The following is a 23,643-nucleotide window of genomic DNA, read 5'->3' on the forward strand; positions in this document are numbered from 1 at the left end:
GGCACAATGGCGTGTGAATTTTTGGCACAATATGAGTGAAATGGGTGGCACAACGGCGAACGGTGTATCCACATATTACATAGCTCAGTTGTGACGCGGTCTGTATGCTACATCACGACTGAGTCATTCGTAAACATTAAAGCAAACAAATACATATAAAAAAATGAAGAAACCTACTTTAATTTTGGATCTAGATGGAGTTTTAATTACAACTCCGATGTGGAAAGCAGACGAAATTGATGGTGACGGATATTCAAAATTCAACGAAAGTTGTGTAATAAATTTGAATAAACTTCTATCTGTTTTTGAATGCGATATTATATTAAGTTCGACACGTAGAACCGTGAAAAAACTGGATGAATTCAACGAAATTTTCAAGTATAGAAAGATAAATTGTCCAATAAAATCATTTCTTCCTATATATGAGCACTGCAAGGACCGAAAGGAAGAGATTGAACAATTTATTAACGAATCAGGTATTGTCGATTTTTTAATTATTGACGATGATAAATCCTTAAATAGCTTGAATCCCTCTATTCAAAATAAATTAGTTAGAACAGAACTCATAAAAGGGTTCAATGAAGAGAAATTAAATGAGGCAATTAGGATTATAAAAAGATCATAATAATTAGGTCTTTGTTTAGTCTTCAAACCCAAAAATTAAGCACTAGTTGAACAAAGGCTGTGTAGTTCTCTTGCACTCTTGTTTTGTAATACAGTAATATATATCTTGTGGTAATCTTTCTACAATCTTATAGCAAACTATTTTTTTAATGGGAGTTAGGAGGATTTTTTACTGATGGATAAGCGCCATTGTGTTTATCCAATGTTGTTGTGTACAATTAAATAATTAAGTTCATGAAATATCTAATCCTACTACTGATTCCCTTTTTCAGTTGCTCAAATAGTGAATCCTTAAAGGATACAAAAACAATTGATAATAAAGTTGAGTCAAGAGAAACAGTCAACAATCCTGACCTAATAAAGCTCGCATCAGAATATCAAGGTAACTGGATATCTGAATCTTATATTAATAAGATGATTAAAAGTAAATCACCTTATGAAGCACAAAAAGAATCGTTTCAAAACATTTATATTGACTCTAGCTTAATTGATAAAGAATATTTTGGAATTTCCATCTATACATATGGAGACACAGAAAGATCTCCAATCTACTATTATAAGAAAATAAAGGAAAATGAATTTCTATTTTCACATAAAAAAATTGGAGATGAGTTTCTTGGAGACCCTTGTACAAGTGGTTGTGATAAACTTATTTTTGTAAACACGAATAGACAGAAAACTATAAGGTTACAAACGAAAAAAGGTATATCCGATTTTATTCAATTAGAAAAGAATTGCGAAGATTCTTATTTGTGCGAATTAGATGCATTTGCAAACAAGATTTTCCTTGAGGGGTCTTATGTTCTTTTGGATGGAGAAAGGAATGTTTTATCTGCTAAATTTAATATTGGTAAAGAAGGAATTGCAAAAGGCTATAAGGAAATAGAAAGGTTGCAGATATGGACTTCTTTCCGTGAAATAAATGGTGTTTTTGAAAGTGATATAGTACAAATAGGAGAAAGAACATCTAAACAATTGGAGTACTATCAAGATAATCCAGAGAATGTATTTTATTTTGAGGTAAAAAACGAAGAAATAAACCTCTTTAGTTTAGATATGGAAGACTATACTGTTGTAAAGAAAGAATTAAAATATATACTGAAGAAAAAATAAAAGCACACTTTCGAGTAAGTTAGGGGAATCTCACCCCTAACTTCTCACAGAAACGTACGTGAACCTCTCAATTCATACGGCTCTTGTAATACAAAGTGCTACAAGAATCTGTAACCTAGAGACCAACGACAAAATAAGTTGGGGAATTCCCAAGCTATTTCCCTCAAAAAGGGATAGGCTATTAAGCGACTATTTCTAAACCTTATCTACTAATTTTTTGATGGAAGTTGGGAGTGTTTATTACTAATCTTCAATCACTTGCAAGAGTACAGTAAAGGATATTTCTTAGAAATAGGCGAAAAAATGTTTATTTTTTTGTATTACATTAATATCTAATTTTAGGAATCTTTCAGCAATCTAGCAACGATCGAAAATTCGATACACTCATCACAAACATTATGAAAAAAATAGCAACAATAATCATAACTCTTTTACTGTCAAGTATAGGGTTTTGTCAAGAATCAACAATATCAAGCAAACAATTAAGTGAAAAGAGATTATAAATAAACGCTAATATTTAAAGCAAAAAATCATGAACTCACAAACGCTATCAAAAAAAGTAATATACTTTTGGGCATTATTACTAATTGCGGGTTGCTCAGCAACAACTCAAAAAAATTCACAATCGAATGAAATAGATCAACAACAAGTTGCTAACGTAATAGATCAACAGCCTGTTGAGAAATTTCGAGTAGATAAGGAATACTATTATTACATGGTTCAAGACTTTGACAGTGCAGATTTTAGGATTAAACGCAATGAGATATATGCTCAATATGGATATAAATTCAAGTCTCAAGAACTTACCGAATATTTTAGTCAATTTAGTTGGTATAACCCTACAGAAGACAATGTAGATTCATTACTCACTGAGTTAGATTTGGAAAACATCAAGTTTCTTCAAAAATATGAAGCTATTTTTAAAATTGAACGCCAAGTAGAATCTTTAACTATAGAAAATAATACTGCAGGCTATCCATTGTCTGAATTTGACTCCATATATAGGCTTGGGAATAGTATAACGAAGATTGATCATGACAATATCCGAAGAGTAATGGATTTGTTTTTAGGTAAGCTTCTTCTGTATCCTAATATCGACGAAATTCGAGAAAAAGAGGCTGCTCAAGACTCTGATGAAAGATTTCCTTTAGAAGTATATATGACTCGGCCAATTCAGATCACTGATGATATTTATTTATGCTCAGCAGCATCATTGTATCAAGGGATTGGTTGGAGAGATTATGCCGTTTATTATGCTATGGATCGTAGTTCCAACATCATTGATACGATCAGATTTGATGGGTTTAAATGTGCTCGCAAAGATGTTTATATAAAAAAGATTGAAGAAGAAACAAACCTTCATTTTTATGCTGGTGATGAAATTTTTGATTTTTACCTTGATGCCTATGGAATGTTTCATAGATCAAATAATATGTAATACATTATTTACGCATCACAGTAATTAAATAATGTAAGAATAGAGTGAACTGTGTTTAATTAAAAATTTAAAAATAAATTATGAAGAAACTAACATTCATCTTTTTGGCTTTGATAACGCTAAGAGTCTTTGCAAATGATTCTGCATATTACGCTTCTGGTAATCAATTGATACCGATTACCGAAACTGATATTTGCGTAACTAAAGAAGTATTAACCATAGAGAAAAAGACAGTTTATGAACAAAATGATGCCGGTGAGACAGTTGGTAAACAATACTTTGCTTATGTGACGGTTGACTATACCTTTTTTAATCCTGGACCAGAAAAAACCATCTTGGTTGGGTTCGAAGCTCCTTCACCAAATGGTGATGTTGATGGAACTCCCAAAAATGGAGCCCACCCTTATATTTCTGATTTTGATGTAAATGTGAACAGTGAATTATTAGAGTTTAAAACTTCTATTGTAAATACTGAAAATTATTATGTCAACAACAAGATAAATGCGAAGACTGAGGAAGAGATCATTAATAATGGTTTTGATCAAAACTCACCTGATTTTTATTATGTTTATCATTTCAATGCAAATTTTAAATCTGGCTTAAATAAAATCACTCATACGTATAGATTTAATATGTCGGGATCTGTAATGGGTGGATATAATTTTGATTATATTTTGACCGCTGCAAATAGATGGGGTAATAATCAAATAGATGATTTTACGCTAATCATTGACATGGGAATAAGTGAAATTTTTAGTATGAGAAACACTTTTTTTGATGATAAAAGTGAATGGAAAATTCCCTATGGTAAATGCTATGATTCAGGGGATGAGAAGACTAAATTTATAACAGGTACTGGCAGAGTAATTTTCCATAAGAAAAATTTTAAACCTAAAGGAGAACTTTATTTAGGTTCATCAAGAGATGAAAGGGAATATGGTTACCCTGCTTTTGACTATAGTATATACGGTTTACCAGAATATATAAATAGTGATATATCAAGTACCCGGTCAGTTGATGAAAATTCATTTAAAATTTTAAGAAACCTACCTTTTGCTCTTAGAGGTTATGTATTTAAAACGGAGGTGATTCAAGAGTACTATTCATCACAATGGTGGTATAGTCCAAAACCTGAATACAAGGCTACTTTGGATGAATTATCGAGTGAGGAAATAAATTGGTTGGAAAAGGTAAAATCAAATAAGTGGGATAGTGAGTATAAAGAAGATAATAAGACATATTATCGATATGCACCCTACTAGGATGTAAAAGTGACATATAATAAAAATTGGCAACAAGCATGAGAAAGATACTTCACATAATGACACTTTTGATTTTGTGGATTAATTTATCCTTTGGTCAATCATTGGATAAAAAGTACATTGATAGTTGGGTCTTAAATACTGTTCCAAACTCAATGACTGGAAAAAATGTGCTTTACATAATTGAGGGTATACCATTGAACAATGATTCTTTAAATTATGAGCTTTCCAAGTTCAAACGATCTGACATTATAAGCATTCATTACATAGGTAAAGCCTATGCCAATAGCTTGACTTTTTGTAGACCTTTGGAGGGAATAATAATTATAATACCCAAAGGCGGTCAATCAAAACGTTCAATTAGAGAAACCTTTTCTCAAGCAAAGGCAATGTATCCAAAACCTGATCTAAAAACAACCGCCGACATAGATCCAGAAAAAGGAGAACCAGTATTAATTATTGACGGTGTACAGATTGACCACAGAAAATATTTTGACAGATTTAATGAAATAAAACTTAAAAAAATTATTGGAATTCAATACATAGACAACCCTGTAAACCCAGAGATTTTTGGTGCAAATTCAGTTAATGGATTAGTAAAAATTACCACAAAATGACTAGGTAGAAGTAGCGATAGGTATTGTCCATTTTTTAATTATTGACGATGATAAATCCTTAAATAGCTTGAATCCATCTATTCAAAATAAATTAGTCCGAACTGAACTTATAAAAGGGTTCAATGAAGAGAAATTAAATGAGGCGATTAGGATAATAAAAAGATCATAATATTCTACATGATGTTATTGGTAGTAATTTGTAAACGAAGTGTTATATTGAAACACCTAAACAAATGAATACTACAACTAAACTTGTTGCAAAAGAAAATGCTTCAATTTGAATATATCTTACTCTTTATAACCTACACTGCATTGACCATTTCTTTGTTTCTGCAAATACTGTGTTACAATAAGAAAATGGAGAATCGGGAGACGATTGGGTTTACAATTTCACTTCTATTATTATTAATCTCCATTAGTGTATCGCCATTATTTCAAGAGGAAGAGACGACAACCCTTTCTACCTTGCTTTGTATGATTTTGATCGCTTGTACTACCTTTTTGGATACGCTGAGTCAACAGAAACATTCCATCCCCGTTAAGTTCCAAAAAATACACATTGGGGTTTCAATAGTAATGGCGGTAATGGTGATCGGTGCAAAGCTATTGGATGAAATGATGTTGGCACAATGGGCTGTGATTGTATTTCTAATTATTTCCATCGTCACATCAATGCTAATTACAAGAAGTACAAAGGCCATCCAGCAATTCCAGCATTTGGAGAAATCTAATAGGATTTTTGCACTCACTTTTCTAGTGCTGACACCTATTTATCTAATTTTTCATTATGCTTTTGAACAAGAGTACCAACATTTTCAAATTGGTTTTCTATTGTACATTGCCTTTACAGCATTGGCTATCAGAAAAATCTACGATGACATGCAGAGGTTGTCTCTCATCCAAAAAGGTAGCACACCAAACGAACAACAATTCAAGAACTATTCACTTACAAAACGGGAGCAGGAAATAGCATCTTTGCTTCACAAGGGTGTGACTTATCAGAATATCGCTGATCAGCTTTTTATTTCTCTGCCAACAGTAAAAACTCATGCAAGTAATATCTATAAAAAATGCGGTGTGAAAACCCGAAATGAACTTTCAAACTTGCTTAGGTAATAGAATTACCATAGTTGTCAGTCATCATTAGCCCACGACTTAAGTGGTGGGCTAATGATGACTGACAAATACTACAATTAACTGAATATCAAGACTCATACTTTTGTATGATATCCCTTTATCAGGCCTAAATCATACTTTTACCCGATTGTGAACCTCTCACATCACTTATAGTTTTGCTTCAAAATTTAAGATTATGAAGCACAAATTATTACTCATCACATTTATTATTTTTTATTCTATTGGGAGCAATGCACAAGATTTAGCATTGCATCACAAAGTGTCTGAAAAACGACGGAATGCTACTGACTATTCTTCTGAGATGAATAGCTCGTATAAGGATTCTATTCAAAGTAAAACTACTAATTTCTTTATTGCCTATGACCTTGGAGAAGCTGTTTTTAACCAATTCAAATCTCTGGGTGGAGAAGCAGGTATAAGGTTTAAAAATGACCACTTACTAAGGCTTGCTTTCACCTATCTTTATTTATCTGAAAAACATCTCTCTTCTGATTTTGCAAAAGCGGTAGACGGTAAAAATGTAAAAGGAAAGCAAGTTGGTTTTGAATTCTTTTATGACTTTCCTGTTTTTACCAAGGGTCTTTATATCGCACCTTCTTTTGGGTATTATGATCATGAATACACGCATACCGTCTCTAATGAGAAACTTCAAAAATCCTCTTTTACTGTTGGAAGTGCCATCAGTTTTGTGGAAACAGATGTATTAAAAATAAAAGGTCTTTACTATAGAGTTTCTCTTCCATTACGGTTCACCCTTGATCCAATTCAAGATACACAACTCGGTGACACCACCGTCAAGAATAATCGATTTGATAATAGTATTTGGTTTTTCGTTGGTTTTCAATTTTAATAAAATGAATAAGATAATAATCACAATCATCATGAGTTGCTTGTTCGTTTTCAACCTACAAGCTCAAGACAAAACATCCCAAAAACAGAGATTGGATTTTGCACGAATGTATTTAGAAGCAGGAGGCAACTTTTTCCCTTCTTTTACAGGGAAACAAATGATCAACGGAGAGGTAATGCCCATTGATTACTCCGCTACTTTAAATCCATACATCACTTGGGGAGGATTTCACTTTTGGGGTCATACCGAATTCTATGTAACATTCCCTCTAAGTCAAATCAACTTGGATGGAAATGATGCCCAGCACAAAATGCTACATTCTGTAGCAACTGGAGCACGGATCTACCCTTGGGCCATGAAAAAAGGGAAATTACGTCCTTATATTGGCTTTAACTGGGGTGCATTGACATTTGAACAAATCCCGCAGACAGGAGAGAAACATACCACGATTGCTAAAGATTTTATGCTGAATTTTGATGTGGGGTTAATGTACAGTTATAAAAAAATCGCATTCAGAATGGCCGTCAATTATTTTCCAAATACTAAATGGCAATATCCTCTTAGTAAGACTGAAATGACAGAAGTTAAAACGCCTTCGTATTCCATTCAATTTGGCTTACTTTATTCTTTTGACGCTACCAAAGACAATACTCAAAAGAACCTTGATCAATGGAACAGTTACCCAAGTGTTTCAAAGCTTTCTTATGATGCCAAATCATTCGGAGACTTCTTTATTGGTGTTGGACCTTCCATTTCGTTTTCACTTTCAAATTCAGCATACAACGCTCAGGAATTTCCTTATTTACAACAACGATTAGCTTCTTCCAGCTATCTTGATTTTGCATTGGGTTATCACTTTAACAAAGCCAACTTTTTCACAGCTTTATCTTTCAGAAACCCAACCTTTAAAACCGAAGGATTTGGTACCAAACAAACCATCCAAAAATACTCATGGGCTCTAGAAGCAAATAAATTTCTGATTGACTTCTCTGGCTTTGCACCCTACATAGGTCTCAATCTCGCCTATGATACCATTGAATACACTGAGGAAGTAGATGGATCGAAACGTAGTTTTAATTATTCATCCTTTGAACCCGGACTTACTTTTGGGTGGGACATTGTACCCGGAAAAACCAATGAAGCTATTATTCTCAGAACCAATCTAAGGTGGTATCCTTACTCTAGTTTTAAGGTTGATGGTAAAGCATTTGATTTTAGTCAGCTTGAATATAATTTGATTCAGGTGGTGTTTTATCCGCAAAGGCTTTCTTTAAGAAAGTAAAATTATATTTGGAATCTGTTTGAGTTAAAAAATTACGTTCAGTATGGTGAAAGGCTTGCTTATTGTTTATAGAAAATAATTACATTTACTGCTATTTAATTGAGTCAAATACTATGCTCTAATTTACATTAGTATTAAAACAATAATAAAAAGCAACTATGAACATCTGTAATGAAATTAAAAAGTCCATTAAAATTAATAGGCAAGAAATCGAGTTTATTTAAAGTAAAAAATTAAACAGTATTCAAACAAACACCAAGACTGTATTTTGGACGGATTGACCTTCGTTACAGTTTTGAAAATTTAAGATCATAAACTAATAAAAGAATGAAAAAATCATTACTCTTACTTCTTTTTACACTATTCAGTTTTTATGGATATGCACAATCAATTGAACCTGCACCAACGGATAAAGCAGTCGTTTACTTTGTAAGATCATCATCGTTGGGGTTTGCTATAAATTTCACCTACTTTGACAGTACTAAAGTTATTGGGCGATTTAATGGACCCAAGTTTTTGAGATATGAGTGTGATCCAGGTGAACATTTATTCTGGGCTAGAGCAGAAAATAAAGATTATGTTAAAGCGGACCTAGAAGCAGGAAAAATTTATGTTATCGATGTTATTCCACAAATGGGAGCTATAAAAGCAGGTCTTCTACTTCAGCCTATTAACTCTCCTGATTACAAAATGAAAAAAACACAAAAACTGCTTACTAAAGGCACATCTGAATCTTTTACAGAACCCGAATTAGCAGTGTTGCAAGAACAAATGGAAGAGGTTGTGATAAAAGGGTTGGAAAAGTATTATAAAAAGGGGACAGAGAAGCTACTAGGTGACTTTACATTTGAGCCCGAGGAGCTCTTATATGTCAAAAAGAAAGGAAAAGATAAAAATACAATTTAGAGATACTTTATATACCTGACACTGAAAACACAAAAGGAATATTGAAAGGTAAAAATAAGTAACAATACCAGTTTAGCTCAAATCACGATTTAAAGCTTCAACATGTGTCCTTAATTAAGATAAAACAGTCCGTGTTGTGGTCTGTAAAATGGCCTTTATGATGGTTCGATGGACGTTGCAATGCAACGTCCCTACAACAACCATTTTTTTCTTCATTCATCACCACGGATAATTTACTTTTGTCTTAGTACTTAGTTTAAAGCAAAACGAGAAAATGAATCTAACATTAGCTGAAAAAAAGATTAATAATTGACCTGTATACTAAAGAAGCAGATTGAATAGAAACTCCTTAATAGATGACACTGCCTCAATCTTACCTAATTCAGACTTGGCAGTTTTAATAAAACATCAATGAAAATAGAAAACAAAAAAGTGCTTAGGTTTAGCATTCCGATTAGAACAATATATAATTTTCAAGGTGAAGGAATGTACGAAGAAACCTTGGAAGATCACTTTAGATTAATAATCTGTGAGGAACTGATAAGAAAAAGTATAAAGCATAATTTTGACTATCACGCATTTGAGGTAAAAGATGGATTTGGAACTGAACTTCATTATTTTGGCATAGACATTAATTTGAACGTTGTAATACAAAATCTGATCAAAAATAAATTCAGGTTAGGTTTAAATGTACAAAAGTTTGAAAACGGCTATTGGGTAGAGAAATACAATGACGCTAAAAGAATGAAATATAAGGAGTTTGATATATTAGATTAATGTAGCGTGCTTAACAGACTTCTAACATCATGCTCTCTACATCCTCAACTTGCACCCTCAAGAACATTGAACTATATTTAGAGAAAACTAACTGACATTTAAATACATAGTTATTCTACACTTCAATTTATAAATAAAACTTTATGAGCTCTAAAAAGATAATTTTCGTACTACTAAATTTATACTTCTCATTTTCATTAGCACATGCACAATACGAAATTAAACCGGAAAAAGGGTATTCTCCTCAAATTGGTATCATGGTCAATATGCTTGAAGACTTAAAAAGCAGAATTACCGAAATGACTTCTGATTTAAATCAGGAAGAAACGGATTATTTATTTGATGACAAGGCGAACAGTATTGGTGCCCTGATTATGCATTTGATCGCTACAGAGTCTTATTATCAAGTGGAAACTTTAGAGGGACGTACTTGGACTGAAAAAGAAGAAGAATTTTGGGCCGTAGCTAGTAGTTTGGGAGATAAAAGCAGGGAAGAGTTAAAGGGAAAACCGATAAAGTATTACCTCTATTTATGGGATCAAGTAAGGAAAAAAACTTTAGAAGGACTTAAGAAAAAAGATGACGCATGGTTTGCAGAAAATGTAGATGAAGGCGTCAATAATCATTGGGTATGGTTTCATGTGATGGAACACTCCGCTAATCATATGGGGCAAATCGCATTGGTGAAAAATCGACTTCCTAAGTAATCGCACTCAGTATTAGTACATGGATTGTATTGCCCTCAAACCACAACTCAAATGAGATAAATAGCATTATAGTATTCTTGTATTGTAATACATTAATTTTTAAATTGTATACATCTTTTCAACGATTAAACAAGCAAACTAAACTTTTTAATATAAATATGGGATTTAATATTGCAGGAATAGTAATCAACAAAAATTACAATGGCAAACTCGACGAGCTTAAAGAAGATTTAGGCTATGATTTTTCAAACGCACAAGAAATAACTTTTGAAGCGGCAAGCAGTAATTGGAAAGAGGAAGGTATCTGTGATGCATATCTTGGTGAACATGGAACTATTTTATTTCTAAATCACGAATCGTGTATTGATGCACATTCTGTTGAGGGAGCAAATGTCCTCACTTTTGCATTAAGTGAGGTGTCTATGGCATTTATATTTTTCTATTATGAAGGAGATCAATTGGTTCGATCTTTTAGTGCATTTAATGGGGAAAAAGAAGCAGAAGAAGGTGCTCCTTTGCCTAGTGAAAAGGGAGCTGATGAACTAGATTCTACTTTTAATCAAATAAAGGAAGTGATCGGGGAATCTTTTTGGGATATAGATATGAGCGCTAAGTCACTCAGAATCGAATTTTAAGATAACACCATAACATTAACTGAAACTCAGCATGAAAACTCTTAGAGATATTGCTTATCTCATACATATTGTCGCTGGAATCCTAGCCGTTATTTCAATATTTTTTTCAATAGAGGGTGGATATGATGTAGCCGGAGCGACATTTTTTGGAAGTGCTTTACTGATATTCCCTCTTTTCTACAAATACCTTACAAGGTGGACAAAATTATATTTCGGAACTATTACATTCATAATCGTTGGGAATATTTTTGTTTGGCTTTTTCTTTCAATGTTCATCATGCATTAATTTACATTTTCCTTCATTATAAATATTTCAAAAGAAAAGGATTAATCTCTACAAACTATAAAAATTAAGAAATGAAACTATTTAAAAATCTATTCAATGCCGATAATTCTAAAGGGCAAAACAGTGGAGAAGGATTTAATACAATGACAAAAACTGATTTTGAAAGCTTTCAAGACTTAGTAGAACTTCACGCAGGACTGTCATTTGAAAAACAGCTTATTTTTGGTGACGTTATCGGTTCCTACAGTTGGAATCTTGATATGCAAAAAGGAAAAATTTTCTTCGGTCCCCTCGAGTTCCCTATCCAAATTATTGGGTCCCTTGCTTTTGGCAGTCAATCTTGGATGTGGGGTTGGGCAAACACACAAAGTGGTATGCCTGAAAATCTACTTTTGCAGTCACATCAGTTAAAAAATATCGGCCAACAAAAGAACATCAAGGAATTTACCGAAGGTCACTTCAATGTTGAAGAGGGTTTTGAGCATAAAATGGGTATGATGGCATGTGGTTTATTTCAGGCCAAAAGTTACTATTGTGCAAATTATGGTCAAGGTACATTAGTGGTCACTATTGATGATCCCGAAATTCCTATGGTAGACTTAGAGAAAAGCGAGAAGGTATTTACTTCATTCCCACAGTTAATTGGTGCAGTGGACTTAAACCACAAAAAAACATTTCTCAATTACCTGATTGATAGAGATTTTAAATTAAAAGTTTCCGAAAATAAAATTGAGGCCATTAGAAATAATATAATGGTAATGGCAGAGTTTGATGAATTAGATAGATTGACTGCATTAAATGGGAATACGTAAATCCGTATAGTCATCAGGTAATGTAAAAAGGTTTAAGCAAACTAAGAGCATTTTTGAAACATACTCTCAATGAAAAGCAATTTAATAGGAATCATATCACTTCTAATCTTGACTTCTTGCAATAATACAGCCTTCATGAAGTTTGGGCCAGATGATAAAGACAAGTTGGTCCAAATCAATATAGATTCTACAGTGAGTTTCCTTTCACTCTATAAAAGTATTGATGAGGTATTATGTAATGACCATGACTGTCAAGTACAATTAGTGATTGATACCGACAGTATTAATTATCGTCTCAACTTAATTAATATGTGTGGGTCAACTATCGCTTGCACTCGGTCAAGAAATATAATTTTTATCCTTGATGATTCCATAAAAAAATATGATGTTGGTACATTCAATTATGATAGTCTTAGTAATCTAATACAAAGGGATTTTTCAAATAATGGTATAGATCGTAGTTTGAGTGAAAATCCATCGAAAGTGTTTCTTCACTTTATGCAACCCCAATCACTTGAAAGAGTGAACGTAAAAAGGAGATTGGTGAGAACGATAAAGGAGTTCCGTAAAACGGGATTTGAAAATGAAAAATTGAAGCTTTGGGTACAATTGCACCCTAAAGAAATTCCATTTACAGGTGAAATTCCTGATGAAGATGAATTAGACGAAGAAATAGAAAAACTATTCAAGAGCATTTAAAATTTGAAACAACTCACTTCCTATATTGCATCCCTATTTATATTGATTTCATGTCACACGAATGATGATACTATTATCAAAACTCATTTTTCAGAGATTGATTTCAGTTTTTTAAGTGATACTTCAAAAAAGCTATCTTCTTCTAAGAATATCAAAGAGCCCTCTATTGCAAAAAATACGAATCTCGGTATTTTGTCTATTACAGAAAATGGAAATTACACCACTACAGAACCTACTTTTTTTAATAAAACCTATCCACTAGAACTGAATCTAAAATTATCTCTTCATAATGTCAATCACTTACCCTACGAAGTGACATCTTACCATCAGAAAAATGTTTCTGATACCTCCTATCAAGTAGTAAAAGAAAGTACGTTCTATCCTTCACACCTACTTTGCATCCAAAATTTATCTCAAGAAGATATTGGTATAAAACAACAAGACAATCAGGTATTCCTTATTCAAGAGGCAAAAAATGAAGATGGCGAATGGAAAAATATTGAATACTTTGACTATAGCAAATGTGGTAATAGTTATTGGATAACGGCTTTGCGTGCTCATCAAATGATGCTGGTTCAAATACCCAAATACAAAGGCAATTTTGATACATTTCTTAGAGTAAAACTGAAGGTCAACAATCAATTATTTTATTCTGATTCTATACAATGTACGATACAGAAAAGTCAATTTGATTTATCACCTCAATCCAGTGATTACAGAAGATTAAGGAGAAAGTTCACAGCTCCTAAAGTGGATAGCTTAATCTATTTTCTATGATAAACCAACTTGCCGAGTAATTACAGGGCCCATAAAGTAAAGAACTACAGATCTCTCACTTCAAGTAAACCTATATAAGATTTAAAGCACTCTAAAGAAGTAAACTATTGAAGTAGAGTGAGCTTCAATCAGTATTTCTAAACATCAAAAACTACATAATTAACCCCCTATCCATTTTTCGTCCATGATAAAGTGACAACGTATTTTCTCCCATTTTGAAAAACCTCAAATACTCTTCTTGATTTACAGAAAAGTAAAATACTTGGGTTGCAGCGACTCCTTTTGGGGTGATAGTACTCGTCAGTGTACCTTGGTTTAAATACGTCTTATTGTAGGCTTCTCCATTATAATATAACTTGTTGGGATAGTCCATAAAAGAGGAAGTGGAGAAAGAAGACAAATTAAAAATTTCAAAAGCATTTAACTTTGTTTCGATAGAATAAATATCTTTTTGGACGGTTCTAGAATAATGAAACAACAATTCTGTTGTAGCATTCGTGAGGTGTATAATTATGGTTTGACTTTGATTATTCCATTGACATTTGAAATGTTGATACACTTCATAGTCTTGATGACTAATCGTTAAGATATCTTTAGGGTGTAGGCTTGCAATTTTATTGATGGATGTATTCCATATATTATTGGCTACCACATTTTCGTTTTTCTTTTCCTGCTTTTCTAATAATTCATCTTCACTTGCCTTATAATCTTGTAATCCAATATATCTCTCTAATAATCTTTCAAGGTTTAGCACCTCTTCATCACTTTCTGCGGAGAGAAAATACTTTTCCTCTCCATCGTAGATCATACAAAGACGTTTTGACTTCGTGACAAAAAACTGTTCAATTTTTTTCACCTCATAAGTCTTTTGACCTATTCGAAAAAAAGCGAAATAACTTTCTTTAGTGATTGATTCATTTTCTACTTCTATTCTATCACTTGGTAGGTATACAATGAATTGCCACAAAACAACACAGATACATAGCCCTATCAAAGCATAGCTGAAGATACCATTTCCTCCTGTATCGTAACATAATCGATAGTAGCCTATCGAAGAAAAAATTAATAGAACGTAAAAGGCATCTATGGAATATGAATCTCTAACTTTTATTTCTAGTGAGCGGTCTGTTTTATTATACTTTAGCATTGCTCTTGAGTTGATGGTAAAACACTACTGATCTGATTGATATATTTTCTTTCTCCTACGTAAAGAATAGATTCATTATCAGTAGAAAAATAACGTAAGGTTTTGGAATAATCTGAGGTGGTAAAAAAGCGTTGTTTCACAGACATAAACTTCTGTCGTGAATTATGAAACTTCCCATTCAATTCCTCAAATAAGAAATACTTATCCCCTTCAAAATCTATCACACCTTCATTCTGAAATTGTATGGAAGCTTCCATATTTTGTGCTTCAAGACAGATGATAAGAAAACCTAATGAAGGGTAAATCAGTAATTTTTGATTATTGCCTATATCATATGAAAAATGTGTAGTTGTATTATCAAAATCGAATTGAGTTACCTCTTCTATGTGGTAATCATTAGTGGCTAAAGTCACTACACTTCCTTTTTTGAGATCCTCTATATTGATATCAAGCTGATCCTTAAGCTTGGGAAAACTCCTTAAACTAGATTGACTTTCGACCTCATTATGTTCTTCTTTTTTACTTTTATCAAACTGATAAACATCTAATAATTTTTGGTACACCTCTTTTATTTTATACATTGATTTCGCATCGGGAATTTCAAGTTTATGAAAAATTCCTGTTGATTTTTGTACAATGTATAATTGTTCAAAAGTGTCATCTATAGGTTTCAAAACAACATCTTCAATATCACTGTGTGTTAATTCAAAAAGTCGCTTATCACTTTTCAGATTCCTGGTATAGCTTACTTTCATTTTTTCTTCATCAATATCTATGATCAATTTCGTGTTAGATCGCTCAAGCCAATAATAACAATACTTGAGTAAGATGAGTAGTGTAGAAATTTCACCAAAAATTAAGAGGGGTTGATTTATTATTTCAAAAAAATAAAATATAAATAAAATAACACCTATGAATAAGTAGACATAAATTAATGGTTTGTCTCTATCTTGGAAATTTATAAATTCAATCCTTTGCTTTATCATAATAGTAATTCTACAGTTATCGTACCTCCAATTTTTCTGTCTTTAAAAAAGTAGGCTTTTGCTTTAATTCTTCTAAATAGGTTATTTCAATATAATCCGTTGCATCATATTTTTTAATTTGAATTGAAGCACTTTCATTTTTATTAAAATATTGTACTTCAAATAAAAATTTCGGTTCATTTGAATTGGTGAGTTCCATTTGTTTTTTAATTACTAAATTTTGTTTATAAAACTCCTCATTATTATGGATTAATGTTGTTGGAAAAGATTCAATTGACAGATCTGATAAACCATTTTCATCTATGAATTGAAATGAGTTTAGTGTTGTAATAGAATGCGTTTTTCCATTATGATCAATAGCAAAAAGCTGAGTTGAATTCTCATTTTGGCATCTCAAAACAAAAGATATTTGCCTTGAGATACTCAAGTGACAGTATACAATTTCCACTATGAAGCTCTCTTGATCAACACATGAAAATAAGTCTCCTACCGAACAGTGATAGGTGTTCCATGAAACTTCATTATTGATATAATTTGATGGATTAAATGCCAAGATCATTTGTAAATCTGCCAAAGAACCTGCATCCAAATTAAGCGCCTTTAGCGTATAAGAGTTGTATTCTTCTGTAATAAATGTAGGTAATTCTTCTAGTCTGATCTTACGCTTTTTTATATTAAATTCTTCTGATAATGGTGCAGTAAACTTGTATTCAATCATCACATCATTGAATATCAAATACTCATAATCTTCTATTGATTTTATTTTATTTTCTTCTGAATCAAAACCAACAAAATGTAAGCGATGCTTTGACTTTTTTAAATTCAATACTCTTTCAACCAAATTTGTTTTGCTATCACTGATACATGAATCCATCTGATAAGCCTTTAGTGCTGACATCTCTCCCTTATAGCCTCTATATTCCATCTCAGATGGAAGGTATTCAATACTATGGTTATTATGATCAAAAAAGTCTTCTATTTTTAACTGTTTTATTTCATACCAAGAAACCTTTTCATCACTCTCTTCAAGTTGAAATATTTTCTTTTCCTCCGTTCCTTTAGTAATAAACCGGATACTTGTTTTTTCTTTGCCGAGTTGATGTTGAATATCGATAATTTCAAAAATATTTGACAGTTTAAATTCAGTGGGTAAGAGTTTATCCTTTTTTATAGAAAAAGTGGCAAGTTGATATAGATTAATCTTTTCATAAGTTGCAAACAACTGATTTATGTTTTGAATAAAGTAAGTATTGGCATCAAAAATATATTTATTATTACTATCATCATCAATAATAGTTGTTTTGATATCTAAAGCTTCTCGAAGCTCTGTTGCAAGTTGAACGATCTTCTTATAAGGTATCAAGGGATAAGAAGAAAACAAATTGGTCGTTTTATTATTGACCTCTAATATCTGAATATTATTATCGTAAAGACTTTGTTCTTCTTTTTCATCATTCATATCCTCAACCATATAGATATGAGAAATAGCATCTTTCTTAAAATGAGTAGGTTCTTCTTTATTCTTTTGTATACTCAATATATCTTCATTTACCTCAATAACCCATTTTGTTTTCTTAAGACTACTAATCATACTTACGATCAAGATGATAATGAATGGACTGCCTACTAACAGAGTAAAAACTATTACAGAAACATAGCTCGTAAATACGATAATCCAAAAGAGTATATATGAAAGTATTGCCAAAAAAAATAAAAAAACAAAAAAAAGAATGATCGAATTTGGCTCTTTAAACTCCTGCCTATAGGCTGTAGTTAGTTTATCCATTAATTTAGTTTTTATAGCAAAGAGCCTATTTACACGTTTCACATTTTAACCTTAGATTTACTTTTACGGCTTGTTACCGACTTATGCTACACCTTACAATAGTTCTTTTACTGATTTCAATTTCTAAGAGTAATACATCAAAAATAAGTATTTTTTTTGAAAATGACTCTTGAATTGAAAATCAAATGATAGATAAGTTGGAGTAGAGAGCTTAAATTGTCACACAAAAAACGTTGAGATCAAATTAAATTATTTTTGGTTAGAGCAAGATGGATGGAGTTCTTTCAATATTGATACAATAAATGGTCAAGTAGTTTTCACCGGCATCACTCCTAAATTTTGTGGAGCTCATGTTGAAAACACAGAAGAAAAGATTAAAATAATTGATTGTTCAGAATCTAATTTGATATTAGAAGTTTTTGATCAAAAGGAAATCCTTGAAAAAGTTCAATTTGCTAATTAAATCGCTACGAACAAGCTGGGACTGTCGCAACACCTCTTCCCATTATTGTGATAAAAAACCACTATGTTTCAAGTGTTAAACGTGAGCGTCATTTTCAGTATATAGGTGTACTTAATCACCTCATCTATAATAGTTAAGTTTATTTTGACAGAAATGACAAATATTATATATTACGAAATATTATAATTTACAACTACAACTAAAAAACAATGAAAAAGTCACTATTATCTTGCCTCGTTCTACTTTCCTTTCTACTTTTCAACTCTTGCTCTAGTGAAGATGAATCAACTCCATGTAACTCTATCATTGTGCTTACTCAATTTACAGTAATGCAAGCAGCACATCAGATATTGCCCTCTGGTTGTGAAAGAGGAAAAAATGCGAAGGAGCTAAATGACTACATCTTAGAAAATGAAGCATGCATCAGAAAAGGGTTAATTGAAAGTGCATCAGATGCAACTGAAGAAGCACAACTAATCGAGCAATTTGAACAAAGCAAAGAAGCCTATCTAGAAGAAGCGGATAAGCTAACGTGTTAATCACTCTCTAGTAAAAGCTAGAAGAAAAAATCCCCAACATCTATTCTATGCTGGGGATTTTACTAAACTGTTACATCTTAAAATGTGAGGCTTCAAATTATACTAATTGGTATATAAACTTGAGGCTAATCATAATCAACATACCTAGGGTATCTATACTCCATATTCCCTTCTAACGTTTCCACATTTCTAACAAGAGGAGCAATCCATTCAGGTCTTTTAGGAACATTTTTCTCACCCACCTTTTTTCTCCAATCCTCATCATTAAGCACACCATCACTTTGGAACTCATAGAAAGAGAACGTTGATCCCCTTGCAATGTGATATTCTCCCTTGAAAGGTACAATCACATAAATATCATCAGCATGGCCTACTGCCACGTTTAAAATTCCCGATTTATTGGCATAAACGTCCGCAATCAATGCCATTGAAGATTCTCTAGTAGGAAGATGATCCGTCTCTAAAAGTCCCAGAAGAATGTACTCTATTTCTGCACCGATAAAATGAAGTTTTTGATATTCTTCTTTTGAAACGTTTTCTCCATTGAGTTGCTTATTTGCTACCTTTCTCAATAAATTCCCAACTTCTTTAATCTTTTGGAGCTCGCTCTCAAAAGTGGTTTCCTTATTTTCAGAAAGTATTTCCAGCCAAGACACAAGTTCCTTTGCAGTGTTCCAGAATACAATATTTGGTTCCACATAGCTGTAATGCGATGGAGGTTCAGGTCCCCCACCTTCTCCTGCTTCGGCGGCGTAAGGTCTTTCCTGATACAATACTAAATCGTGTTTTATGTGTGTCCAAGATGATAATGCCGTAGACAATTCTTTCCTATTGTAAGCATCCGTTTTCATAAAGTTGGGGTAGTTTTCTTGTTCTGCAAAAGAGGCTAGTGCGGATTCTACGCCCTTAAATCCATAGTTGTGATCCCAATCTGAAAAACTTTCAAATTGGTTTTGAAGCTGTTGGAGATTCGATGTATAAGCAGGCCATTTTTCGTTTTCTTTGTATTCTTCCAATAAGATTTTCTCTGCCGTTTTATTACCAAATACCGCCGCAACATCTAATGCCTTAGGAGCATCTCTCTTTACATTTATGAGTTTGCTGAAAATTTCTCCGCTGATAGAATAAGTGCTTGAAAAGAAAAAGAGTCGTTTCTTGTCCTCTTCTGCTGATGGAGTAAAATAAGCCACCTTTATTCTTTCTTTGGAGGATGCCATTAACTGTTCTTGAATCTGAGCAACTTTGCTTTCTTCCAAGGCTTCATCTAATGAATTTACATCAATCAATGCTATTAAATCACGGATGGAAATATTGTCTTCTTTTCCAGCTAGTTTTTCAATATCAGCACTGTATTTCTGATATTTTTTATATAAGTTCGGATCGTTTTTAATGGTAAAGGCCAATGTAATCAGACCTTTTAATTCTTCGTTATTACTGATGTCAATACCATTAAGGCTGATCCATTTGAAAGACTTGAAATAACTTCTCAAAGGTTCTGATTTCGTATAATGCGACCTTGGTTTCAAATCTCCAAAATTCACAGTTTCATTTTGGATAAAAGATGGTTTCCCACCAGCATTCTCAATTTTCTGAACTTCTTCCTGATAGATTTCAGTATAACTTTCTGGAAGCTTTACAGCTTGGTCACCAAAAGAATGTAAAGCCAAAGCACAATAAGTCTGAGCCCATTCCACTTCATTTTTATGCGTACTCAAAGTCGCTAGTTTTTCAAATGTCTTTTTAAGTATTCCTTTTAGTTCTTTTGATAAATAATTCTCCTCAAATTTCTCTATAAAACGAGAAAAATACCTGTGCAAAATAAACAAGTACAAGTCAGTGGTCACGTAATTTGGAATGTGCTGATATGCATTATTGTCATAGGCATAAAAAGGCATAGAACGGTTGGCATTTACAATACTGAAATTCTGTTTTCCAAAGTCCTCAAGTACCTCTGTGGGTACGGCTTTAAACTGTTTTGTATTGACAATCAGATCTGCATTATAAAGTGACAGACTTTCCCTTTCCACTGTCTTATTTGCTTTACGTTTTGCTTCCTCTTTTTTAACTTCACTAATAAAATCTTGTTCTTCTTTATCCAAAGACACCTTGAATTCGGGTACATCAAAAATAGGTTTGTACCATTTGAATTGATTAAAATAACCTCTTAAAAAAGCATCATTAAATAAATAGCCATTTCGGGCAAAAATTTCATTTCTTAAGAGCCTTAATTCTTCATAAGACAAAGAAGTCAGATCCTTTTTATAATCAAAAGGAGGAGCATCTACACCCGTCATTTCATTCCAATCATAATAACTTTTGATATGATCAAGCTGATAATACTTTTGAAGATATTCCTTCTTTGGAGTTTGCGTTTTATCAATTCGTTCTTCTTTTGAAGATTTGACATTCGCCTGTTTTGTTTCATCATTAGTGACACTTTCTTCCGTACAATTTGTAAAAAGAAGTGGTGTCAGCATGAGAAACAATAGATTGAGTTTAAGTTTCATATTATCCATTTAATTTAATTCAGTTAATGCAAACCCGAAATCATCCCACTCATAGATCCTTTCTACCTTCTCGTTTTCATTCAGTGTTTCTACAGTGGTGAGATAGTTTTTCTCATTTTTTTTCAATACCCCAAAGGATTCAACATCATTGACCAATTTTGTTCCAAGCCATAAAGGTTTCAAAGCTTTATCCTTATAAGTATAAATATTTACTCTTTTCTTAAGGGTTGAATCAAATTTCACTTTTTTTGTAATACCAATTAATACATCAAGATGATCATCGTTGTTGATGTCCGCAATATGGTATTCAGAAAGTGATCCATGAAGCTGTAACACATTGGTCATCACCTCCCCCTTTTGTAATTTGAGCAAGTATGATTTTTCAGAGAATTTCTTTAGCATAGAAATTGTATTTTTCTCTGAAATCATCCATATATCTGTAGGTTCTGAAAAGTTGATATTCTTTGTTTGCATTAGTTTCCAATATTGATCATCATGATACAAGCTCACATTAGAAAAACGTAAATGCCTTTTTAAAGCGGTCATTTGATCATTCAATGCCATCGTTTTCGGGAAGCAATTCTTTATAGCAACGGGCGTAAGCTTTACCGCTTCTATTTCTTGATCAATTTCCAATTCCACCACATAAGATGACCTTGCATCCGTCATATAAGGGTCTGCCACAAAGTTTCCAAGGCTATAAATAACGGGCTTGTCTTTGATATATTCAATTGTCTGTGTAACATGAGGATGATGACCAACGATTGCGTCAACTCCCAAATCAATCAATTGCATCGCCAATTCCCTTTGCCATTGTAGAGGAACAGCCTGCATTTCATACCCCCAATGTAAATACACTATTAGCGGTATATTTTCGTGTTGAGCTACAAATTTTTGGACACTCTGCTTTAATTCCTCCACAGATGAAATGGCTAAAAATTCATTATGTTCCAATAAAGAAGCGGACAATATTGCACAGCGTTTCCCTCCTTTTTCAAGGATTGAAGGCTTGTTTTCATGCCCTACCACTTGGAACTGATGCTTTTTTATAGCGTTTATTGTATTATCATACCCTTCTTTACCGAAGTCATAAATATGATTATTGGCAATAGAAACATGCGTTACCCCTGCCTCTTTCAAAAGGCCTGCACATTTTTCATCTGATTTAAAATTATAGCGATCATTCTGTTTCGGTCCTGTGGCTGTAATGGTCCCTTCCAGGTTAATCACCGTAAAATCCTGCCCTTTAAAAGGCTTAAAGGCATTGACCAACAAACTGTCACCATGTATTCTCATTCTATAGGCTACTCCCCTATCCAGAAGTACATCTCCGGTAAGTACAATTTTCAGTTTATCGTCTTTCTTTTGACAAGAAAACAAACAGCTTATCAATAATAAAAAGGTGAGTTTGTTTAGCATTTCTTTAAAGTACAATAGTTTCTTTTAGTTGCCCTTCGTTTTTTACGATTGCTAAGGTAAAGATTTAGGTTTATTATTAAAAACTGAAAATAACTGTATTTTGTGTTACGACATAAAAAGAAAAATGAGATTGTACTTTACTAATAAAAACTAGAAGAATACATATCTCACAAAAATTAAATGATGCTATAGTTTGATATAAATAATCCATGCTCTAATATTGAAATGAAAATTGTATAACTAATAACTTATTGTACTAAGAATAAATACCAATTTACTATCATTAAAAAGCAAACTTGATAGTGGTTAATGATAAATTTCAAGAACATTTTTTCTTTTCACTTTAGAAAACGTTCTACTACTCATTTTAAATTATTCCTATATTCTGCTGTTTTTTTGAGTAGGGCAGTGCTTATGAATATATACATTACTTGGGCTTCATCGGCCTCATTAAACTAATTATGATGAAAGCAATCAAACTTATTTCAACTTCAATTTTTGTAGCAATTCTAGCTTTTGCATTGCATGCCTATGCTGCAGTTACTGTAAGATACCAAAACAATGACTCTAATGATTATACTTTTGACGCAGAGATTGCTGGAAGTACAAAGAAAGTCACTTTCTATGGTAGCCGTACAGGATCTGTTACTATTCAAGGTGGTGCTAGCAGTGCAGTTATCTATACAAAATGTGGTAAGGTGACTGTAAGTCAAGGCGATAAGATCTATATCAAAAATGGTTGTATTTCTTTCTAATTTCTATTAGAACGACATCAATCTATTTTCAATTTTTCAAAAAAAAGGCTGTTTGTAGAGAATGGTAAACTTACACTCTACAAACAGCCTTTTTTAATCCAACAGATTCATTTTTGATT

At 32.6% G+C, this 23,643-nt stretch carries 23 protein-coding genes; 18 read left to right on the forward strand and 5 right to left on the reverse strand.

Annotation, left to right across the window (positions count from 1 at the left end; genetic code table 11):
* Nucleotides 1-163: 163 nt before the first annotated feature.
* From HHU12_RS24060 to HHU12_RS24135, 16 genes are all read left to right on the forward strand, one after another.
* A complete protein-coding gene (locus tag HHU12_RS24060) occupies nt 164-625 on the forward strand; it encodes an HAD domain-containing protein (RefSeq protein WP_169659289.1) in 462 nt (153 codons plus the stop codon).
* Between the two features lie 233 nt (nt 626-858).
* Nucleotides 859-1,737: a hypothetical protein gene (locus tag HHU12_RS24065; protein WP_169659290.1), complete on the forward strand. Its 879-nt coding sequence runs from the start codon at nt 859-861 to the stop codon at nt 1,735-1,737.
* 532 nt (nt 1,738-2,269) lie between these two features.
* Nucleotides 2,270-3,175: a YARHG domain-containing protein gene (locus tag HHU12_RS24070; RefSeq protein WP_169659291.1), complete on the forward strand. Its 906-nt coding sequence runs from the start codon at nt 2,270-2,272 to the stop codon at nt 3,173-3,175.
* A gap of 80 nt (nt 3,176-3,255) precedes the next feature.
* Entirely contained in the window at nt 3,256-4,437 is a 1,182-nt protein-coding gene (locus HHU12_RS24075) for a YARHG domain-containing protein (protein ID WP_169659292.1), read from the forward strand.
* A 38-nt stretch (nt 4,438-4,475) separates the two neighbouring features.
* Nucleotides 4,476-5,054: a hypothetical protein gene (locus HHU12_RS24080; protein WP_169659293.1), complete on the forward strand. Its 579-nt coding sequence runs from the start codon at nt 4,476-4,478 to the stop codon at nt 5,052-5,054.
* Nucleotides 5,055-5,411: 357 nt separating this feature from the next.
* Nucleotides 5,412-6,170 carry a helix-turn-helix domain-containing protein gene (locus HHU12_RS24085; protein ID WP_169659294.1) on the forward strand — a complete coding sequence of 253 codons (759 nt, stop codon included), beginning with the start codon at nt 5,412-5,414 and terminating at the stop codon, nt 6,168-6,170.
* A gap of 196 nt (nt 6,171-6,366) precedes the next feature.
* Nucleotides 6,367-7,041 carry a hypothetical protein gene (locus HHU12_RS24090; RefSeq protein ID WP_169659295.1) on the forward strand — a complete coding sequence of 225 codons (675 nt, stop codon included), beginning with the start codon at nt 6,367-6,369 and terminating at the stop codon, nt 7,039-7,041.
* A 4-nt stretch (nt 7,042-7,045) separates the two neighbouring features.
* Nucleotides 7,046-8,323, forward strand: a complete 1,278-nt coding sequence (locus HHU12_RS24095; RefSeq protein WP_169659296.1) for a hypothetical protein — start codon at nt 7,046-7,048, stop codon at nt 8,321-8,323.
* Nucleotides 8,324-8,650: 327 nt separating this feature from the next.
* Nucleotides 8,651-9,229 carry a hypothetical protein gene (locus HHU12_RS24100; protein ID WP_169659297.1) on the forward strand — a complete coding sequence of 193 codons (579 nt, stop codon included), beginning with the start codon at nt 8,651-8,653 and terminating at the stop codon, nt 9,227-9,229.
* Between the two features lie 411 nt (nt 9,230-9,640).
* Complete coding sequence (locus HHU12_RS24105; protein WP_169659298.1) at nt 9,641-10,006, forward strand: hypothetical protein; 366 nt, start codon at nt 9,641-9,643, stop codon at nt 10,004-10,006.
* 143 nt (nt 10,007-10,149) lie between these two features.
* Nucleotides 10,150-10,713 (forward strand): DinB family protein, encoded by a 564-nt coding sequence (locus HHU12_RS24110; protein WP_169659299.1) that lies wholly within the window; start codon nt 10,150-10,152, stop codon nt 10,711-10,713.
* A 158-nt stretch (nt 10,714-10,871) separates the two neighbouring features.
* Nucleotides 10,872-11,348: a hypothetical protein gene (locus HHU12_RS24115; RefSeq protein ID WP_169659300.1), complete on the forward strand. Its 477-nt coding sequence runs from the start codon at nt 10,872-10,874 to the stop codon at nt 11,346-11,348.
* Nucleotides 11,349-11,379: 31 nt separating this feature from the next.
* On the forward strand, nt 11,380-11,634 hold the full coding sequence (locus HHU12_RS24120; protein ID WP_169659301.1) for a hypothetical protein: 255 nt from the start codon (nt 11,380-11,382) through the stop codon (nt 11,632-11,634).
* Between the two features lie 71 nt (nt 11,635-11,705).
* Nucleotides 11,706-12,446: a DUF6882 domain-containing protein gene (locus HHU12_RS24125; RefSeq protein WP_205959981.1), complete on the forward strand. Its 741-nt coding sequence runs from the start codon at nt 11,706-11,708 to the stop codon at nt 12,444-12,446.
* A gap of 69 nt (nt 12,447-12,515) precedes the next feature.
* Nucleotides 12,516-13,145: a hypothetical protein gene (locus tag HHU12_RS24130; RefSeq protein ID WP_169659302.1), complete on the forward strand. Its 630-nt coding sequence runs from the start codon at nt 12,516-12,518 to the stop codon at nt 13,143-13,145.
* A gap of 3 nt (nt 13,146-13,148) precedes the next feature.
* Complete coding sequence (locus HHU12_RS24135; protein ID WP_169659303.1) at nt 13,149-13,922, forward strand: hypothetical protein; 774 nt, start codon at nt 13,149-13,151, stop codon at nt 13,920-13,922.
* 151 nt (nt 13,923-14,073) lie between these two features.
* Here HHU12_RS24135 and HHU12_RS24140 read toward each other — a convergent pair whose 3' ends face one another.
* The 3 genes from HHU12_RS24140 to HHU12_RS24150 all read right to left on the reverse strand — a co-directional run bounded on the left by HHU12_RS24140 (nt 14,074) and on the right by HHU12_RS24150 (nt 17,646).
* The gene (locus HHU12_RS24140; RefSeq protein ID WP_169659304.1) at nt 14,074-15,069 is read right to left on the reverse strand and encodes a hypothetical protein; all 996 of its coding nucleotides are present in this window, start codon (nt 15,067-15,069) and stop codon (nt 14,074-14,076) included.
* Nucleotides 15,063-15,851 carry a hypothetical protein gene (locus HHU12_RS24145; protein WP_169659305.1) on the reverse strand — a complete coding sequence of 263 codons (789 nt, stop codon included), beginning with the start codon at nt 15,849-15,851 and terminating at the stop codon, nt 15,063-15,065. Before HHU12_RS24145 ends, HHU12_RS24140 begins: the two co-directional genes overlap by 7 nt.
* A 220-nt stretch (nt 15,852-16,071) precedes the next feature.
* The gene (locus HHU12_RS24150; protein ID WP_169659306.1) at nt 16,072-17,646 is read right to left on the reverse strand and encodes a hypothetical protein; all 1,575 of its coding nucleotides are present in this window, start codon (nt 17,644-17,646) and stop codon (nt 16,072-16,074) included.
* 867 nt (nt 17,647-18,513) lie between these two features.
* On the opposite strand from HHU12_RS24150, the gene HHU12_RS24155 reads away from it, so the two are divergent.
* A complete protein-coding gene (locus tag HHU12_RS24155; RefSeq protein ID WP_169659307.1) occupies nt 18,514-18,843 on the forward strand; it encodes a hypothetical protein in 330 nt (109 codons plus the stop codon).
* A gap of 125 nt (nt 18,844-18,968) precedes the next feature.
* On the opposite strand, the gene HHU12_RS24160 is transcribed toward HHU12_RS24155, so the two are convergent.
* Nucleotides 18,969-21,350, reverse strand: coding sequence for a DUF3160 domain-containing protein (locus tag HHU12_RS24160; protein ID WP_169659308.1), 2,382 nt, complete (start codon nt 21,348-21,350; stop codon nt 18,969-18,971).
* 9 nt (nt 21,351-21,359) lie between these two features.
* Complete coding sequence (locus HHU12_RS24165; RefSeq protein ID WP_169659309.1) at nt 21,360-22,769, reverse strand: CapA family protein; 1,410 nt, start codon at nt 22,767-22,769, stop codon at nt 21,360-21,362.
* Between the two features lie 461 nt (nt 22,770-23,230).
* Between HHU12_RS24165 and HHU12_RS24170 the strand changes: the two genes are divergently transcribed.
* On the forward strand, nt 23,231-23,524 hold the full coding sequence (locus HHU12_RS24170; RefSeq protein WP_169659310.1) for a hypothetical protein: 294 nt from the start codon (nt 23,231-23,233) through the stop codon (nt 23,522-23,524).
* Nucleotides 23,525-23,643: the final 119 nt, after the last annotated feature.

Origin of the sequence: Flammeovirga aprica JL-4 (genome assembly GCF_012844305.1) — a bacterium.
Taxonomy (GTDB): domain Bacteria; phylum Bacteroidota; class Bacteroidia; order Cytophagales; family Flammeovirgaceae; genus Flammeovirga; species Flammeovirga aprica.

Coding starts and splice junctions, on each gene's coding strand:
- HHU12_RS24060 (WP_169659289.1), top strand. CDS start 164: ATGAAGAAACCTACTTTAATTTTGGATCTAGATGGAGTTTTAATTACA.
- HHU12_RS24065 (WP_169659290.1), top strand. CDS start 859: ATGAAATATCTAATCCTACTACTGATTCCCTTTTTCAGTTGCTCAAAT.
- HHU12_RS24070 (WP_169659291.1), top strand. CDS start 2,270: ATGAACTCACAAACGCTATCAAAAAAAGTAATATACTTTTGGGCATTA.
- HHU12_RS24075 (WP_169659292.1), top strand. CDS start 3,256: ATGAAGAAACTAACATTCATCTTTTTGGCTTTGATAACGCTAAGAGTC.
- HHU12_RS24080 (WP_169659293.1), top strand. CDS start 4,476: ATGAGAAAGATACTTCACATAATGACACTTTTGATTTTGTGGATTAAT.
- HHU12_RS24085 (WP_169659294.1), top strand. CDS start 5,412: ATGGAGAATCGGGAGACGATTGGGTTTACAATTTCACTTCTATTATTA.
- HHU12_RS24090 (WP_169659295.1), top strand. CDS start 6,367: ATGAAGCACAAATTATTACTCATCACATTTATTATTTTTTATTCTATT.
- HHU12_RS24095 (WP_169659296.1), top strand. CDS start 7,046: ATGAATAAGATAATAATCACAATCATCATGAGTTGCTTGTTCGTTTTC.
- HHU12_RS24100 (WP_169659297.1), top strand. CDS start 8,651: ATGAAAAAATCATTACTCTTACTTCTTTTTACACTATTCAGTTTTTAT.
- HHU12_RS24105 (WP_169659298.1), top strand. CDS start 9,641: ATGAAAATAGAAAACAAAAAAGTGCTTAGGTTTAGCATTCCGATTAGA.
- HHU12_RS24110 (WP_169659299.1), top strand. CDS start 10,150: ATGAGCTCTAAAAAGATAATTTTCGTACTACTAAATTTATACTTCTCA.
- HHU12_RS24115 (WP_169659300.1), top strand. CDS start 10,872: ATGGGATTTAATATTGCAGGAATAGTAATCAACAAAAATTACAATGGC.
- HHU12_RS24120 (WP_169659301.1), top strand. CDS start 11,380: ATGAAAACTCTTAGAGATATTGCTTATCTCATACATATTGTCGCTGGA.
- HHU12_RS24125 (WP_205959981.1), top strand. CDS start 11,706: ATGAAACTATTTAAAAATCTATTCAATGCCGATAATTCTAAAGGGCAA.
- HHU12_RS24130 (WP_169659302.1), top strand. CDS start 12,516: ATGAAAAGCAATTTAATAGGAATCATATCACTTCTAATCTTGACTTCT.
- HHU12_RS24140 (WP_169659304.1), bottom strand. CDS start 15,069: ATGCTAAAGTATAATAAAACAGACCGCTCACTAGAAATAAAAGTTAGA.
- HHU12_RS24150 (WP_169659306.1), bottom strand. CDS start 17,646: ATGATTAGTAGTCTTAAGAAAACAAAATGGGTTATTGAGGTAAATGAA.
- HHU12_RS24155 (WP_169659307.1), top strand. CDS start 18,514: ATGAAAAAGTCACTATTATCTTGCCTCGTTCTACTTTCCTTTCTACTT.
- HHU12_RS24160 (WP_169659308.1), bottom strand. CDS start 21,350: ATGAAACTTAAACTCAATCTATTGTTTCTCATGCTGACACCACTTCTT.
- HHU12_RS24165 (WP_169659309.1), bottom strand. CDS start 22,769: ATGCTAAACAAACTCACCTTTTTATTATTGATAAGCTGTTTGTTTTCT.
- HHU12_RS24170 (WP_169659310.1), top strand. CDS start 23,231: ATGATGAAAGCAATCAAACTTATTTCAACTTCAATTTTTGTAGCAATT.